Genomic DNA, 17907 nt, shown 5'->3' with positions numbered 1-17907 from the left:
AATCTTAGAGCTTTACCATCTAAAGTATAGATTACTGATGATGTCGACTGAGCGTAGATTTTTTCCTCATTGATTAGCTCAATTATGGCATCAACTACATCATACTTTAGTCCCCATTGTATAATAATATTAATAATTATAATAATATAATAATAATATTATTTTTTAATTCTATCGTTGCATTTCCACTCCCAAACTTACCCTCTATCTCTACAAAACTAATTCCCTATTTTCTTTGATGAACTCATAAAATCTCTTCCTTAATATCACTTCACAAGCCTGAGGGTATTCAAAAATCTTCTACACAACTCTCCTTCAGGATCTTTAAGGGAGTATAACACGTATGCCATCTTAACAGCCTCATCCGCTTCCTTCGGATACTTGTAGGATAGTTCGTTGTATTTTTCCCTAAGCTCGTTTGGAGTCATGAGAAGGGAGTAGTAGCACATGAGGTGCAGGAAATCGACGGGATTCTTTATTATTGGATTGTCTGGGTTAATCTTTTTGCTAATTAGGAACCTCCTTAGCTCTTTTGGATTCGTCGTCTTTATCTCCTTTAGCGTGTATTCCTCCCTGTTTCTATCGAAGAACTGCATGGCTTTGGCTCTCTCGACTTTGGTCGAAAGGCAGAGTAAGACTATTTCTCCACTTCCCATCTTTCTCGCCTTAACTCCGTTGCTACCGAACAAGACCTTTGCAAGCGTGTAGAGTAGAGCGTTGGAGTCTTGGATGGGAGATACGTCTGACTTTCTGCTGTAAGCGTAGGCTATAGCCTGACCGACGTAAGGATAGACGTATTCTTCCAGAATCTTGACAGTGGAAATTTCTCCAGCGGGAGTCAGTATTCTGGAGTATTTGGTTAGGATCTTAAGCGCACCAGTCATAGTCCCGACCAGAACGTCGGCACCGACGAAGTTTCTACTAACAAGGAATTCTGCGTATTTCCTCGTCTCTCTTTCGAGCTCTGGTAAAATGTCGGTGAGCATAGCCTCTTTCTTTTCGGTTAATCTCCTGCAAACGACTACGATAGATGTATCGAGGGAGAGTTTGCCTCTCCTAACGATGCTCTGCTGTGACTCAGTCGTGAGGGGGAAGGTATTGACGATCTGAAGTCCAGCTTTCCTGACAGCATCTATCAGATTCGCCCACGCTTCAAAGGATGTGTGAGCGTAGTAAAGAGCGATTATTCCATCCTCTTTTAGATGTTCTCTGATTGAAATGAGGGCTTGAGAGAAGAGTTCTCCAAAGTGCTTCCTTGCCACTTCACTTCTGTTCTCTTCATCAAGAAATCTACCTGGATTCTCTGAAATCTCCCTCTTCGCAAACTCTTGCCATTGAGTCTTGATTTCAACAAGCTTTGCTCCTACCTTCTTAAAGAAAGCTTCTTTATGGAAGCGTGGAATGAGTTTTTTGCCATCTGAATCGCTCAAAGCTCGCTTAAGCCAGACGTAGTAGAAGTCTGAGAGCTCTGTGTAAGCTACATCGTAAGCATATGGAGGATCTGTTACGATGATGTCGAACTTTTCGTTGAGTTTGTTTAGGGTTGTGGCGTCATCGAGTAGTGTTTTAATTTGGATTTCTTTTTCTTGATTGTGAGGAGTGGCTGAATTCAGCGAAGAGACAATGTAATCTAAGCCGTTAAAAGAGTTATTTAATGACCGAATAAGTGAGCCAGTGATGTTGGCAAATGGATTTGCATCTGTCCAATTCCAATTCATGGCAATTCCTCTCAAAGCTAAGGTATGTTGTACTATAAGAAAACCAACGTTATATGCTGTTGAAAGAGTAAGAAAATCCGCATATTTACACAAAGCAATAGCCAGATAAGTAGCAATAGCCTCAGCATAACTGAAAGCCTTATCCTCACTCCAGCCTTCAACCAACTTCTCCTTCTCAACCCTCTTTCCGACCTCTCTTATCAGCTTAACCAGCTTGACGAGGGTGAGGAGCTGGCGTGGATTAAACAAGTGCATCCATCTAACAAATCCATAATTTACAACCCATATACTTCTTGGGTCATATTGTGGAATTTCCTCTAATGGAACATCCGCATCCCCTTCATCAATCAACTTCTTAACCTTCTCCTTAGCCCTTTCAAGCTTTAAATTATCCTCATCGCTGCACGGCTCGAAAACAAGCTCTTTATCAACCTTAACCTTAACAAGCAACCTCTGCCTGGCAAACCTCTCATCTCCTTCGTTATACTTCTTTAAAGCCCATTTTATATACCATTCCAAGTTTCTTCTACTACCTCTACTAACGTAATGAGTTCCACTCTCATCTACGTATTTAATCACGTTTCCGCAATGCAGACATCTTGCCTCATTCCTTCTAGCTACTATATTTGGCTTAGGGACTACAAACTTCTTACCTTTAACCTCTATCACTCCATTTTTTGTATCTACCTTAGCAGTTTGAACGTTTCCAACTTCCTTATTAACATCAACAACTCTAATCTCTATCCTATCTCCCTGCTTTACTGGTTCCATATATGCAAGCCTCTTATAGCCCCTGTTACCCTTTACCCTCGCAAGCCACCAGTTTCCTACGACAGGTGTCCATTTATTGCAATGCGGACACTTAACCTCCCAGCTACCTATGTAAACAGCTACATCCTCATCGTATAGCTCTCTTATATCTTCATCTTCTTTCAACCTTTCAGTAACCCACTGTCCCCATCTCTCGACATCATAAATTAATCTGCTCATTAGCACACGTCTTCTATCTTTTACAGCCTCAACAGTTTCTCTAAACTTCGCAGGGTATTCCAAAACAGCTTTAAGGAAAATGTAAGCGGTTGGCAACAACTCAACAGCTGTAACATCCAGACCCATCCTCATCGCTTCAAGTGGTATTGAGCCAAAGCCTGCAAACGGATCAAGAAGCTTTATCTCATTAAAATAGCCCTTAAGGCTTTCGGGAATGTAAACAGGTTCCCTATGCGGTGTATTTGCATCAAGACGAATCATCCTCCTGAAATCTTTGATATCTACAAGTTCGGGCAAAAGTGATGCAACGATAACTGCCCTTGCACCTATCAAAGGTTTCCTCGTCCACCAGAAGACCATTTCCCAGTGAGGAGGGCGAGCACCACCCTGCTTTTCCTTACCAGACTTCTCATTGATCTTATTAATGACCTCATATATTTTCGTAGTCTCTACAAGTCTCTTTGTATTAGACACTTTGACCACCTGACTTAATTTTCTTGCATAAGACTCATAAATTTTATTAATTAATAGTTGTTATATTATAACGTTATTACAAGAAATTTTATAATAATATATATAATACATTATATCCATTAAATCCATAATTCCACTGGATTATTGTTAATTTATATTTACTTTTGGTGGGAAGTAAGGTTTATATTAAGTGTCTTTAATTCTTGGTGACATCATGTTTGAGGACGAGTTTAAGCCAGCTACAGAAAAGGAACGGTTAGAGAGAGCCTTTCTAGCTCAAGCAGCTAAGTTAATTGTAGATAAAGCTTGGTACGATGTTAATTGGGAAATTTACTTTAGAATGTTAATCCTTTTTTTCTTTATCAAAATCAAAAATTCTATAAATACCAAAATCATCTACAATATTGGTTTTATCTCTTTATCCTTATAGAGATATCTCTTGTATCCTCAACACCTTTCAGAGAAGATACCAGCCCAACAACGGTATTTTTAATAATCTTTGAAACAAAGGGATTTAAAGGTATTGTCTTTCCATTTACTACAAGTTCTACATCTGTAGATAACACACAATCCTTCCAATTTAACTCTCCTCTAATTAATCTCTCAACAAATTCTTTACAGTTGTAGCCACAGTGCCCACAGTTGAGGTTGTATGTAGGGATAACACTCTTATTTAGAATCTCTCTGACAACATCTTCCACTTCGTATTCCATATTCTCAACTACCATTATAGTGTGGGAATCTACAAATTCTCTCCCTTTTCTATCCCTAACTGTCACTATCTTCGGTATATTTAACTCCCTCAACTTTTCTTTAAATCCTTCTACTATCACTAAATCACTATCTAATTTAGAAAGTATCTCTTCCAATCCCATACTTCTATAGAAAAATGTAGTTTCACCTCTAACATCTGAAAAAACTGATATATTTGTATATTTTTTAAATCTATAGGTATCTGTCCCTTCTCTATCCATCTCTACAGGATGACCACTGTGTTTTACTGTAGCAACTTCAATTCCTTTCTTCTTTAGGACTTTTAAAACATCACATATTAAAGTAGTTTTACCAGAGTTCTTAGGACCTATTACCCCAACAACCCTCACATTATCACCTATATAAATAAATCAACACCAGTTCCTATCCAATGATAGTTAAAAAAATAATAAAAATTTATTGTAATAAATTATTATAATAAATTTTATAAATAATGGAGATGTTATTAAAAAGAAAAAAAACAGATAGAAATCTTTCCTCTACTCTTGATTGAAGAAATAGTACACTTCCTAACTGGATTGATATTGTTATCTTTCAACTTAGACATACTTCAAGATATAACAAAATTTTTATTCCTAATAAAAATCTATTTGTATCAATAAAATTTTTTACCTATATTTTTATATCACATAACTTCTATGTGAGTATTATGAAAAAAGAAAAGATAGTAGTAACTGCAGGTACTTTTGATATCTTACATCCAGGACACTATAACACCCTTAAATATGCTAAAAGTTTGGGAGATAAACTCATTGTCATAGTAGCAAGAGATGAGACTGTTAAAAAAATTAAAGGTAGGAAACCTATTATACCAGAAGAACAACGTAGATTTATGGTAGAGACACTTAAACCTGTAGATAAGGCTATACTTGGAAGTTTAAATAATAAATTGGAGCCAATATTAAATATCAGACCAGATATTATAGTCTTAGGCCCTGATCAGAGGACTTTTGATACAGAACAGCTAAAGGAAGAGTTAAAAAGATACGGTCTAAATGTAAATATTGTAAAGTGTAAAGAGTATGTAAAGTGTCCCTTCCACAGTTCCTACGATATCGTCAAGGAGGTAATAGATAGATGGAAAAGAGGAGAGTTTGAGGAATAAAAAAATCGTAAAAATTCTTAAACACTTTGAGTCGATATATAAAATAATCTAAGTTGTTATTGATCTCTAAGAAACACCGATACAACCTGTTATAAAAAATATAAACTAAACATCTACAAAGACAGAGGGATAATGTGAAATTACTACTGATACACTCTGACTATCTAGAATTTAAAGCTACAGAGAAGACAAAAATTGCTGAGGATACTGATAGATTAGAGGGAAAAATGGAGGAATGTTTGACAGTATTCACCGCAGTTGAAAAAGGAGACGAAAAAAATCAGGAGATAATTGTAAAAAATGCTCTAGATGAGATAATAAAGGTTGCTAAAAATCTCAAAGTTAACAATATAGTAGTTTATCCCTACGCTCACCTATCAAGTGATCTGGCTTCTCCAAAGGTTGCTAAGGAGATACTTATTGAGATGGAGAAGAGATTAAAGGAGGTAGGTTATAACGTACTTAGGGCGCCCTTTGGATGGTATAAGTCATTTAAGATCAGTTGTAAGGGGCATCCACTAAGTGAGTTGTCCAGGAAAATTACCTGTGATATGAAAGAAAGAGATGAAAAAGAGAAAGAAAAAAGTGAATCAAAAATATATCTCTTAGATGTTGATGGGGAGGAACTTGTTGAGTTAAGAGAGGATAATATCGATGAAGTTATAAAAGATGAGGATTTAAAAGCTCTCGCCTATAAAGAACTTGGTATAAAAGGAAAAGGAGAGGAAAAGGGAGAGCCACCTCATGTAAAGTATATAAGGGAAAAAGAAATCTGTGATTACGAACCTTCTTCAGATTCAGGTCACTTCAGGTGGTATCCAAAGGGGAAACTTATTAGGGATCTCTTAGAAGATTACGTATATAAGATAGTTGTAGAATATGGAGGGATGCCTGTAGAGACACCAGTTATGTATAACTTAGAGAACAGGGCAATAAGGGAACATGCAGATAAGTTTGGAGAGAGACAGTATAGATTTACCCAGGGAGATAGGGAGTTGATGCTTAGATTTGCAGCATGCTTCGGACAGTTTATGATGAAGAGAGACATGTATATCCTTCCAAGGTATCTACCTCTTAAGTTGTACGAACTCTCAACATATAGTTTTAGATATGAACAGAGGGGGGAACTTGTAGGTTTAAAGAGACTTAGGGCCTTCACAATGCCTGACATGCATACTGTATGCTTAGATATGGAACAGGCTATGGAGGAGTTTGAGAATCAATTCTGGATGTGTTTGAAAACTGGAGAAGATCTAAATATACCTTACTCTGTAATATTCAGATTCACAGAGGATTTCTTCCAGGAAAATAGGAAGTGGTTCTTTAAACTGGCTAAGAAATATAAAGAAAAATACAAAAAAGACGTACTTATTGAATTACTACCTGAGAGGAAGCACTACTGGGTTGGAAAGGCGGATATGGCTGTAATTGACAGTCTCGGTAGGCCTATTGAAAATCCAACTGTACAGATAGATATTGAAAGTGCCAAAAGGTTCGAGATAAAGGTGCATGATGGAGATAAAGAGGTATACCCTGTGATACTTCACTGTTCCCCAACTGGAAGTATCGAGAGAGTAATATGTGCATTATTAGAGAAGGCCTATAAGGATCTTGAGAAGGGTAAACTTCCAATACTACCCCTCTGGCTATCTCCTGTCCAGGTTAGGGTAATACCTGTATCTGAAACCCATAAGAACTACGCCTTAGAGATCGTTAATAAATTAAGAGAGAACAATATCAGGGCAGATTTGGACGATAGGGATGAAAGTGTTGGTAAAAAGATAAGAAATGCTGGAAAGGACTGGATCCCCTATGTAATAGTGATAGGAAACAGGGAAGTGGAGGAGAATATTTTAACTGTTACAGTTAGGGAAAAATCTACCTTGAAGAGTAACCATAAAGAGAAGATGAAAGTTGATGAGTTAATAAAAAGGATAAAGGAAGAAACTAAAGAATATCCATATAGGCCCTTAACCTTACCTAAATACTGCTCTTTACAGCCGATATTCAAGTGAATTGTAGAAACTATCTATTCTTAAATACATCTAAAAAAGAGGAGATTTCACAAGTTCTAAGAAGATTAAATATCATTCTCTTATCTCTTCTCATTGTTCTCTATTAACATGGGGAATTTTCCTAGCTCCGATTTCCACATGGTTTGTATTCTCCTTTTGTTCATGGCTATATCCATGATGTGTATAAATCCAGTTTTCATGCATACTACTATTATTTGAACAGTTCATTAGATCTGAGTGGTTATATCCTTCTCTTTTCTGAAGTTAGTTATAATTAAAAAAAAAATTAAAAAAGAAATTCATTTGTCTGGATTTTCGAGATCCAGTAAATAGGTTCCCGATATTACTATAAAGCCCATGGTTATTCAATACTCTAAAAAATCTTAAATTGGATTTAGGTGTCAAAAATCTTCAGGTGTAGAAGTTTAGTTAAATTAAGTTTCCTTCTCTAAAAACAGAGGATAAAAGATTGTGTATATCAAAAAATAGAAATTGGAGAAGTTACAACCACTTAGTTTTAAGTCCTGCCCACTGGCGCATCTTTTCATAGGCTATAATCCTTGGTATGTTACCCTTCTCTGCAGGTCCTGGGTTCTTCATATAGAATGCATTAACCTCATACACAGTACCCCACTCTTCTCTCTCAATAGCTATCTTTCCTAATCTTACTAAATCAACGAGTAACCCGGCTAATGCTGGACTATCATTTATCCTTCCATTTATAACAAGTTCATCTAAGGCACCGTTGAAACTGACGTATTCAATATGCATAGATATAAACTTCCTATCTCCAAGAGGCTCAAGGTATCCAGTTGGTTTTATATAGTGAGGTACTTCATAACCTAAGATATCCTTTACAATGCTTGATTTTGTATACTCTTTACTTCTATTTCTCTCCTTATGTGTCAATGCTAAGAAGTCCGTATTTCCACCTATGTTAAACTGGACTATACTTCTCACGTATCTATTTCTCTGAGCCAAGTGGGCTAAGACATCTGCCGTTAAAGGTGTTGCACCAGTAGCCCCATCGTCACCAAAGATAATTAAATTACTCTCCTTGGCAAGTTCGAGGAATGCATTATCATTTGCTATAAGAGTTGGAATTGCATTTATAAATACAGCTCCACCTACATCCTTGGCGTAGAGTGAAGCAGCGTAAGTATATGCCTGTGTTGCGGTTAGTCTCTCTCTATCGTCATTTTCTATGGCTTTAATCAATTCCTCTTTATTGTTAAACGGCCTAAATGCTTCAGTTGTACAAACGTTAATGATAACATCAGCCTTCATCTTTTTCCATTCTTCAACGATCTTATCTATGGCTTCTGTAAGAGATCTATCGTCTTCTAAACCTTCTGCTCTAATTGGTAGATTACGGAGACTTTTCAGGTGTATTCCTTTTCTTACCACTATATTTTTAAGACTTTCTGGGATCTTATTTCCATCGTATCTTTTTACAACTTCATAGAGGTTCTTTCCAATTTTATCTGTATCTACATCGTAAGAACCAACTATCTTAATGTTTTCTACTTTTATAGGTAACTCATTTGCCAGGGGGATTCCGTAGTATCCTAATTCTCCATTTTTAATCCTCTCAACACCTATTGCAAATACACTTCCCACGTATCCTTGCCCAAGTATAACAACCCTCACCATTCCTCCCCACCTCTATATTTTCTATTTAATTAAATTAATAACAATATTAAATATTATTATAAACTAATTAATATAATTTTTGGTTTTTTATACAGTAAAGATACTTAAATCTCATTAGTAGGGTGTTAAGATTCCAAATTATGAAATATAGTTGGTAAAATATTATATAGTTGAAGAATAGGGAAATCTATTCCTTTTTTGAGAATTCTTAACTCTAATTTTTAAGAGCTTCTATAGAAAGATAAAATATAAAATAATAAATATAAAATAGATTTAAAAATTTAAAATATTGCTTATATTCTATGCATATACTTAAATATATTTTCATGTTGTACGATCACCTTTACTCCTATCTCCTCACCAACAGCATGTAACTCCTTTATTAACTCCTCAAATTCACTTTTTGACTTTGATATATCCACGAGCATTATCATGGTGAACAGATCTTCCATAATAGACTGCCTTATATCCAATATATTCACATTGTTCTCTGCAAGTGTAGAGGCTATTTTTGCTACAATCCCTACCTTATCCCTCCCAGTTACCGTTATAACAACCCTTTCCATTAAATACCACCTAATTCTTTTAATGGGAGAAGTGCTTTAGATCGAATATATTCAGTCTCTTTTCGGATATCAATCCTACAGCATCTGATCTACACTGTTGACATGCCCTAAACTGAGGCAGGTATCTTTCACATTTTTCCCTTATACTCTTTATCTCTTCACAGGTTGGGGGTCTTAGATTCTCCATCTTGTACAGTGGTATAAGAGGGATTATATTCTGGAGATATGCAATATCCTTAAAGGTTCTGGCAATATCTACAATATGATCCATATTTATCTCAGGTATTAATACAGTGTTTATCTTTACTATCAGTCCTAAATCATGAGCCTTCTTGATACCTTCCATCTGATTCTTAATAAGGATAGATGCCCCTTCCTCCCCCCTGTATATCTTCCCATCGTAGTATATCCACTCTACAATATTCTTAAGTATCTTTGGATCTATGGCATTTACAGTAACTGTTACAGTCTTAACTTCTAAGTCTGAAAGTTTCTTGGCATACTTTGGAAGTAGTAGGCCGTTGGTAGATATACACTTTATTAAATCTGGGAACTTCTCACCTATGATCTCCAAGGTTTCAAAGGTTTCCTTATTGAATAAGCTATCTCCTGGACCTGCTATACCTACAACCTTTAAATTTGACATCTTTTTGGTTAACTCTTGTAGGTAGTCTTCAACATCTTCAGGTTTCATAATACGTTTTGCCACTCCAGGTCTCTCCTCACAACACTCTTTATCTATGCTCCTCCTACAGAACTTACAGGCAATGTTACACTTAGGAGCAACAGGTAGATGGACCCTACCTACCTTATCGTGAAGCTTCTCGTTGTAACAAGGATGTACCTTCAGTATATGAGCAAACTTAGACATGGATATTTTTTTACTACTTTTGCCACCCATCCTTCCACCTATAAATGGATAGAATAAAAAACAAACTCCATCGCTATTAATGATTAAAAAACCTTAGTAGATCTCTCTCCTTAATTATAATTCTTTACTCTTTATTATTTTTTTAACTAATCCTTTTGGAGAGATAAATTGGAGAGATAAAAATATTTAAAATGGACATCTGAAATTCTTCCCTGCGTATTTGGGACACCCTAACTCTTCCTCGATTCTTATAAGTTGGTTGTACTTTGCTGTCCTTTCTCCCCTTGCAGGTGCCCCAGTTTTTATCTGGCCAGTGTTTAGAGCAACTGAAAGATCTGCAATAGTTGTATCCTCAGATTCTCCACTTCTATGGGATACTATAACCCCATAACCACTTCTAAAGGCTAAATTTGCCGCATCTATAGCCTCTGTCAACGTCCCTATCTGATTCACCTTCAAAAGTAGTGCATTTGCAGCACCTTTTTTAATACCTTCTCTCAACCTCTCAGTGTTCGTTACAAATAAGTCGTCTCCTACTATCTGTATCCCCTTCAACTCCTTTGTAATCCTTGCAAAACCTTCAAAGTCATCCTCATGAAGAGGATCTTCAATTGAGACTATGTTATACTCATCTACTATCTCTCTGTAAAGAGATATAAGATCATCTGTAGACAACTCCTTACCCTGGAGGATATAACAGTCTTTTTCTCTGTTGTAGAACTCTGTGGCTGCACAGTCTATAGCATATACTATCTTATCTTCATACCCTACCAACTTTACAGCCCTCTCCAGTAGATCTAACGCCTCTCTGATCTCCTTTACAGGTGGGGCAAATCCTCCTTCATCTCCAACGTTTATCGCATCTTTTCCATATTTATCTAAGATAACTTTTTTTAACGTGTGATAAACCTCTGAAGATATTCTTATAGCCTCAGAGATAGAATCTGCACCTACAGGCATTATCATGAACTCTTGGAACTCCAACTGATTACCTCCATGAACCCCTCCGTTGAGTATATTCATCATTGGAACTGGCATAACGTAGGAGTTGCAGCCTCCAATATACTTGTAGAGGGGGAGGGATGCGGTATCTGCAGCAGCCTTTGCAACTGCAAGAGATACTGCAAGAATGGCGTTAGCACCTAATTTACGCTTGTTCTCTGTGGAGTCAAGTTCCTTCATTAACATGTCGATCTCTCTCTGCATACGTGAATCAAACCCTATCAACTCAGGTTTTATTATGGAGTTAATATTATCCACTGCTAGGAGCACCCCTTTACCTCCAAATCTCATCTCTTTATCTCTAAGTTCTATAGCTTCATGAGCCCCTCTTGAGGCACCACTAGGTACTATAGCCCTACCGTATCCACCACCTTTTGTTATAACTTCAACTTCTACTGTGGGATTTCCCCTGGAGTCTATAACTTCTCTACCTATCATATCCTTTATTTCAAATGATTCATCTATGTTTTTTAGCAATGTATCACCTGTTTCCATTTATTAGAGTTTATTATAATATCCTTTAAATTTTTATACTTTTTTAATAAGTCCAGAATTCAAAAATAATTGTTATGTAATAAAAATATATTTTATTTAACTCTGGTTCCCATCAAGGTGATAGTTAGAAATAATAGGGTTAAGAATAATGTGATAGTTATTAAAAAAAACAGATGGAGATTTTTCTCCTTACCTCTAAACGTTGGAGGAAAGGGGTTCTCTGAATACCTTATAACTATAACCGTTAGATATTTTTATACCATTTCAGATTTTCGTCTTTATTTCAGTGTTTAGGATTTGTAGATATTCAATGGTTTATTCATTATTCTATTTAGAATATCTTTATGATTAGATTATCTGCTTTAATGAGAATTAAGGTATAAAAAATTATAATGATTAAAATTAAAATAATTTATACTACCCTTATGGTGATCCAATGTCTGAGAGTATAGAAAATTTCTTAGAGAAGGTCTATCTATTTACCAAGGATAAAAACAGGCCTATAAAAACTACCGAATTGGCTAAACTGCTGAATATAAAACCTCCTGCTGTTACAAACATGGCTAAAAAACTCCATAAATTAGGTTATGTGGAGTATGAACCTTATATAGGTATAAGGCTAACGGAAAAAGGTATAAAGAAGGCAAAGGTTATCATAGATAAACACAATATCATTGAGGCATTCTTAGTCGAGTGTTTAGGATTGGAAAAGGAAGTAGCCTATAGAGAGGCTTGTAAATTGGAACATGCCATGTCTGATAGAGTATTTAGGAGATTTAAAGAATTTGTAGAGGATTGTATAAAGTGTAAGAAGAGTTAAACACCCATTATAATTCTAAATAGATCTCTAAGTCCAGGGGCAAGACCTAAGGCCATAATTGCAATTTTCAAGATATTTCTCAGATCTCTATTTTCTACTTCTTTATTAAGGACATAGAGTACAATTGTAACTGCTACCAATTTTAAAGGTATCATAATATAGGGTCCAAAGTAGTCCATGAAGAGTCTTGGTAAGGGATGCTGCTCCCAATAACCGTACAATCCAATTCCAATGGCGGTAGATACACCATCTATAAGTTGGGATAGTATAACGTATCTGTCTATGGATTGAAACTGTAAGGTATCCTTTAGGGGCTTTATCTTTTCACAAAGGTAGTTAAAGATACTGTATATTAAAATCACTATAGATAAGACGTACAAGAGTGCCTCGAGATGAACCGTATTTTTTAAAAAGATAACTGCCAAGTAAGTAATAGGTAATACTGCCATAACTGTTGCTAATATGTAATATCTCTCTTTAAGTATTAAACCTGATAGAATTATTGCTATCATGTAGTAGATACCTACTACTACTACAATACCGGGTGTTACAGTGTAGTATGTATGAGGGATGTATCCACCATCTACGAGGGCCCTTATAAGAGATATAAGAACTATGTAAAATACAGTAACAATTGCAAACTTTCTCTCTATTTCAATATGGAATATTTTACATACCTTGTAGAACAGATACACCATAAAAAACAGTAAGATGCCATAAGTTATTTCCTGGATATAGTTATAACCTGACTGTTTATCTATAGGTTCTATATAGTACTTATAAATAAAACTTTTGATATCCAATAAACCCATATATTCACCAAGTTATTGTTGGTCTAAGTTCCAAGGGATTGGAATTATAAATTTTTATTAACTATAAAGATTCACTAAGAATATAAGAATTATAGTATAAAACATTAATATTAACTTTGAGACTGAAAATATAACTTTTAAAAGCCAAACGTATTTATTAAATACTTAGTTAATATGGAAAATCATAAATTAATAAACTTTAATAACTTTAATAATATAAATAATATTAAAAAATAAAATAGTAGTATTTGATTTAGAAACTTAGGAAGAAGTTCTCGAAAAGATGAAAGTTAGATAGAAAAGGGTGGAAAACTACCGTCATCGTAGGTGATGTATTCAAGAATATAGTAGAGAAATTACTCAAAAGTCTAAAAGATAAAGGAGAAAATGTAAAGAGTTAATAACAGCCGAAAGTAGACAGTAAGATATCAGTATGGAGGATTTGAGATATTACGCTCTGGCTAACTTCTCGCCGATAGGATTAAATAATAAAATTTGGAATTCCAAGATTATTATAAAAATAAGCAGGTGTATAAGATGGTGGAGATATACTACGACAAAGATGTTACATTGGATGGAGTAAAGGACAAAGTTATTGCAGTTATAGGATATGGAAATCAGGGGAGAGCACAGTCTCTAAATATGAAAGATAGTGGATTAAATGTAATAATAGGACTAAGACCCAACGGCCCATCATGGGAGAAGGCAAAATCTGATGGACATACAGTGATGACTATAGAAGAAGCTAGTAAAGAGGCAGATGTAATCCACATACTTATACCAGATGAGGTTCAGCCAACAGTCTATGAAAAACAGATAAAACCTTTCCTAAAGGAGGGAAAAACCTTAGGATTCTCTCATGGCTACAATATACACTATGGATTTATCGTTCCACCTAACGGGATAAATGTTATAATGGTTGCCCCGAAGGCTCCAGGGGTTATGGTCAGAAAGATGTACCTCCAAGGGTTCGGAGTGCCTGGATTAGTATGTGTTGAGAGGGATGAAACTGGAGATGCCTGGGATATCGCCCTTGGAATGGCAAAGGCACAGGGTCTAACTAGAGCAGGGGTTATTAAAACTACCTTCAAGGAGGAGACAGAGACTGATCTCTTTGGAGAGCAGGTCGTACTCTGTGGAGGAGTAACTGAGTTGATAAAGGCAGCCTTTGAAACACTTGTTGAAGCTGGATACTCTCCAGAGATGGCATACTTCGAGACATGTAACGAGTTGAAGTTAATTGTAGATCTTATATATGAGAAGGGGCTCAGTGGAATGTGGGAGAACGTCTCCAATACTGCAGAGTATGGGGGATTAACTAGGAGAAGTAGGGTAATAAACGAGGAATCTAGGAAGGCTATGAAGGAAATCTTAAAAGAGATCCAGGATGGGAGGTTTGCAAGAGAATGGGCATTGGAGAACATGAGTGGCAGGGCACATTTAAATGCAATGAGAAGATTGGAGAGGGAGCATTTAATTGAGACAGTAGGGAAAAAACTTAGAAAGATGTGTGGATTGGAGAAGGACGATCAATAATTTTATAATTTTTTTCTAAAAATCCTTCTTTTTTATTCCAAGTAAGAACACCGTTGAATTCAGCCTATTTTTTAGTACTTAGTGAAAAAATATGATTAGAAAAATAACCAACTTTGATGGAAATTTATAATTATCTCTATACTAATGAAGGATTTTTTAAAAGAGAAGTTGTTTGGAGAAATAAATTAAGCTTATTTTCTTGGAATTAATAAATAAAAACTTTTGTCAAGAAAAGAGATATGGTTCTGAATCCTTGAAAACTAGTAAAGAGTGAATAAAGGGCAGATATTGTTTTGTTATTAATTTTCTATTTTTATTATTATGACTTGCAGATATATTTATAATTTAAAATTTATTACTACTTCTTCCTTTCTGTATCTGGAATATCCTTTTAACATCTTCCAAGGTGTTTATATCCTCTGGAGATCGATCTTCCCTTATTTCCACAACCCTTGGGAATCTCAATGCATAACCACAACTGTATTTATCAGACTCCTGTATCTCTTCGTAGGTAACTTCCAATACAATCTTTGGCTCTACTATTACTTCATCTCCTACCTCCTTTACCTTTATAGACTCTATCATTTTACTCAACCTATCTAACTCATCCTCACTTAAACCACTACCAACATGTCCTATAGGGTGAAGGTTTCCATCCTCGTCCTTAACTGCTATCTCAAAGGATCCATACCAGTCCTTCCTCTTCCCCATCCCTATTTTTGCCTTTGTAATAACTACGTCTAGACTCTCCAGTGTAGGTTTAAACTTATACATAGTTCTAACTCTACTTCCAGGGGTATATGGAGCCTTTAGGTTTTTTATCATAACACCTTCATGCCCTATGCCTAAACTCCACTTATAGAACTCCTCTGCCTTCTCCACATCCCTAGTTACTAACTTGTAGGATATATCTATCTTCTTATCCGATCTGATCTCCCTCTCTATCTTCTCCCTCTTCTTCTCCCAGTCGTTATCCTCAGAGAGAATCTCCTCCAAAACCTTCCTCCGTTCCTTCAGCGGAACATCTAACAGAGGTTCATTGTAATATAAAATATCAAAGAGATAAACCCTTAGATTAACCTCCTCCTTCATTTTCTCGATGTTATACTTCCGTCTAAGTCTCCTGAGAATATCCTGGAAGGGTCTTGGATGTCCAGTATTTAGATCTATGGCTACACATTCTCCTTCCATTATAAAGTTATCCCTGTCTATCTTCTTTATCTCTTCTACAATCTCAGGTAGTGAGTTGGTGATATCCTCTAATTTCCTGGTGTATATTTTAACCTCATCTCCACTCCTGTGTATCTGTACTCTTGCACCGTCGTACTTCGTCTCAAACTGTGGAGTACCTATCTCTTCTATAGCCTCCTTTATAGATGGGGCAATCTGGGCCAACATGGGCCTTATAGGTCTAAAGAGTTTTAACTTTAGATCCTCGTCCCTGTCTATATCGACTCCCATTAATAACTTCTCTCCAACGAGACCGATATCATTCACAACTGCATAAATCTTCTCCAACTTCTCTTTTGGAATACTGAAGTATTTTGAGAAGGCACTTAGAATAGTTGGGACGTTCATTCCTATCCTCATATCTTCTAAGATGATCCTGGCAATATACCTCCTTTCAAGAGGTGTTGCCGTTAATAATAAGTTAGAAATATACCTTATCTTTTTTTTCTGGGAACTCTCTCCTTCTATCTCACCTACCTTCTTCAAGGTATCGTATACATCGTGAAGGGTTAACTGTCTTTGGAAGAGAGAAACCTGTTTTATCTGGGGGCTTAACTTCTCAATGGATAGGGCTATATCTCCAGTTTTTTTAATGGATTCTAGTAAATCTTTTTCCTTAATGCCTATGCCTTTAACCGCCTCTATTAACATATTTGGGCCTATACCTAATTCCTTATTTTCATACTCTGGGTATACTCTACCGATGGAGAGATAACATATCTTTCTTAAACTCGATGGGGAGTTTTCTTTCTCCGCCATCCTTATTAACTTCATAAAGTGATACATCTTGTTTATTCTTTTTGTAGTATCCTCTATCTTTTTGAATATTTTACAAACATCTAAAAATAGCATAAACTTTCACCTATTTTTTTTGTTATTAATTATTATAAAATCAATAAAAATAAAAGATTTCCATTTTAACCGTTATTTTTAATTATTATCTATAATTAAAAAATTTTAATGCATTCAAAAATTTTAAATTCATCTAAAAAAATATCAAAAACTATTTATAGTGATATTTACAAACTAATTAACCAAAAGATGTACAAATAGGTGAAAAATATGAAAAATGAGGTATTCGTAGGAGAGGGGATGAAATACGTCAAGGAGCATTATCCCGAATTGTACAAAATAATAGTAGATCTAAATAACGAGGTATATACTGGAAAAGTACTGGATTATAAAACCCAGAAATTAATAGCGATAGCCATAACTGCAGCTTCAGGGGATGAAAGAGCTACTAAAAAACAGATGTCCAGTGGTATCTCTGAGTTAGGCATTACAAAGGAAGAGATATTTGACGCCTTAAAGGTAGTACTTTTAACCTCTGGGATGCCTTCCTTTATCAAGGCTGTAAGGATATTAAATGAATTATAATCGTCTCAGATTTGGAAATATATACCGAAATCTGCATAATTAATTATATATAACAAAAAAGTGGAGATAAATATTTTTATCGTAATAAAAATTGAATAGGAGGATTAAGGTATGGCAAAGTACCAGTGTATGTGTGGATGGATATACGACGAGAATGAAGGAGAACCTTCTCAAAATATATCACCAGGTACTAAATTTGAAGATCTACCTGAAACCTTCCAATGTCCCCAGTGTGGCTTGGGGAAGAATGCATTTAGAAAGATCTAATCGGGATGTTTATGACATGGTGGAAATGTTCTAACTGTGGATATATCTTTAAGGGGATACCTTACCTGATAGGTGTCCTAACTGTGGAGAGGAGTGCACCTTTTTTGACGTATCCTGTTACACCCCTGAATGTGGGTTTACAGGGTACGATCCCAAGTTAGTTGCAAGATCTCCTTCCAATGAAAGTAGATTCTAAAAAATA

15 protein-coding genes and 1 pseudogene are annotated in these 17907 nt (G+C 35.7%); 8 read left to right on the top strand and 8 right to left on the bottom strand.

The window, feature by feature from the left end; translation table 11 throughout:
• Positions 1-266: 266 nt before the first annotated feature.
• Entirely contained in the window at positions 267-3182 is a 2916-nt protein-coding gene (locus MHHB_RS04005; RefSeq protein WP_192893815.1) for a DUF1156 domain-containing protein, read from the bottom strand.
• A 214-nt stretch (positions 3183-3396) separates the two neighbouring features.
• On the opposite strand from MHHB_RS04005, the gene MHHB_RS04000 reads away from it, so the two are divergent.
• Positions 3397-3612, top strand: a complete 216-nt coding sequence (locus MHHB_RS04000) for a hypothetical protein (RefSeq protein ID WP_131007311.1) — start codon at positions 3397-3399, stop codon at positions 3610-3612.
• Here the strand turns inward: MHHB_RS04000 and mobB are convergent.
• On the bottom strand, positions 3593-4285 hold the full coding sequence (mobB, locus tag MHHB_RS03995; RefSeq protein WP_131007310.1) for a molybdopterin-guanine dinucleotide biosynthesis protein B: 693 nt from the start codon (positions 4283-4285) through the stop codon (positions 3593-3595). The genes MHHB_RS04000 and mobB overlap by 20 nt on opposite strands.
• A 320-nt stretch (positions 4286-4605) precedes the next feature.
• Here mobB and MHHB_RS03990 point away from each other — a divergent pair, with 320 nt between their 5' ends.
• A complete protein-coding gene (locus tag MHHB_RS03990) occupies positions 4606-5061 on the top strand; it encodes an adenylyltransferase/cytidyltransferase family protein (RefSeq protein WP_131007309.1) in 456 nt (151 codons plus the stop codon).
• A gap of 134 nt (positions 5062-5195) precedes the next feature.
• Positions 5196-7076, top strand: coding sequence for a threonine--tRNA ligase (locus tag MHHB_RS03985; protein ID WP_131007308.1), 1881 nt, complete (start codon positions 5196-5198; stop codon positions 7074-7076).
• Positions 7077-7577: 501 nt separating this feature from the next.
• Here MHHB_RS03985 and MHHB_RS03980 read toward each other — a convergent pair.
• From MHHB_RS03980 to eno, 4 genes are all read right to left on the bottom strand, one after another.
• Positions 7578-8729: an inositol-3-phosphate synthase gene (locus MHHB_RS03980; RefSeq protein WP_131007307.1), complete on the bottom strand. Its 1152-nt coding sequence runs from the start codon at positions 8727-8729 to the stop codon at positions 7578-7580.
• 293 nt (positions 8730-9022) lie between these two features.
• Complete coding sequence (locus MHHB_RS03975; RefSeq protein ID WP_131007306.1) at positions 9023-9295, bottom strand: ACT domain-containing protein; 273 nt, start codon at positions 9293-9295, stop codon at positions 9023-9025.
• A 19-nt stretch (positions 9296-9314) separates the two neighbouring features.
• Positions 9315-10196 carry a radical SAM protein gene (locus MHHB_RS03970; RefSeq protein WP_394342770.1) on the bottom strand — a complete coding sequence of 294 codons (882 nt, stop codon included), beginning with the start codon at positions 10194-10196 and terminating at the stop codon, positions 9315-9317.
• 156 nt (positions 10197-10352) lie between these two features.
• Positions 10353-11633, bottom strand: coding sequence for a phosphopyruvate hydratase (gene eno, locus MHHB_RS03965; protein ID WP_192893822.1), 1281 nt, complete (start codon positions 11631-11633; stop codon positions 10353-10355).
• Positions 11634-12099: 466 nt separating this feature from the next.
• On the opposite strand from eno, the gene MHHB_RS03960 reads away from it, so the two are divergent.
• On the top strand, positions 12100-12483 hold the full coding sequence (locus tag MHHB_RS03960) for a metal-dependent transcriptional regulator (RefSeq protein ID WP_131007304.1): 384 nt from the start codon (positions 12100-12102) through the stop codon (positions 12481-12483).
• Here the strand turns inward: MHHB_RS03960 and MHHB_RS03955 are convergent.
• A complete protein-coding gene (locus MHHB_RS03955; RefSeq protein WP_131007303.1) occupies positions 12480-13295 on the bottom strand; it encodes a DUF63 family protein in 816 nt (271 codons plus the stop codon). The two genes, MHHB_RS03960 and MHHB_RS03955, sit on opposite strands and share 4 nt — an antisense overlap.
• Positions 13296-13832: 537 nt before the next feature.
• On the opposite strand from MHHB_RS03955, the gene ilvC reads away from it, so the two are divergent.
• Entirely contained in the window at positions 13833-14831 is a 999-nt protein-coding gene (gene ilvC, locus MHHB_RS03950) for a ketol-acid reductoisomerase (RefSeq protein WP_131007302.1), read from the top strand.
• A gap of 345 nt (positions 14832-15176) precedes the next feature.
• On the opposite strand, the gene MHHB_RS03945 is transcribed toward ilvC, so the two are convergent.
• Positions 15177-16913: an ATP-dependent DNA ligase gene (locus MHHB_RS03945; RefSeq protein ID WP_131007301.1), complete on the bottom strand. Its 1737-nt coding sequence runs from the start codon at positions 16911-16913 to the stop codon at positions 15177-15179.
• A gap of 210 nt (positions 16914-17123) precedes the next feature.
• On the opposite strand from MHHB_RS03945, the gene MHHB_RS03940 reads away from it, so the two are divergent.
• From MHHB_RS03940 to MHHB_RS03930, 3 genes and pseudogenes are all read left to right on the top strand, one after another.
• Positions 17124-17438, top strand: a complete 315-nt coding sequence (locus tag MHHB_RS03940) for a carboxymuconolactone decarboxylase family protein (RefSeq protein WP_131007300.1) — start codon at positions 17124-17126, stop codon at positions 17436-17438.
• Between the two features lie 111 nt (positions 17439-17549).
• On the top strand, positions 17550-17705 hold the full coding sequence (locus MHHB_RS03935; RefSeq protein ID WP_131007299.1) for a rubredoxin: 156 nt from the start codon (positions 17550-17552) through the stop codon (positions 17703-17705).
• An 11-nt stretch (positions 17706-17716) separates the two neighbouring features.
• Positions 17717-17901, top strand: a pseudogene (locus MHHB_RS03930) (rubredoxin-like domain-containing protein).
• Positions 17902-17907 lie beyond the last annotated feature (6 nt).

The sequence above is a fragment of the Methanofervidicoccus abyssi genome (assembly GCF_004310395.1).
Lineage (GTDB): Archaea > AGJL01 > Methanococci > Methanococcales > Methanococcaceae > Methanofervidicoccus > Methanofervidicoccus abyssi.
The sequence above is the reverse complement of the archived record's forward strand: the minus strand, read 5'-3'. Positions and strand labels throughout refer to the sequence as shown.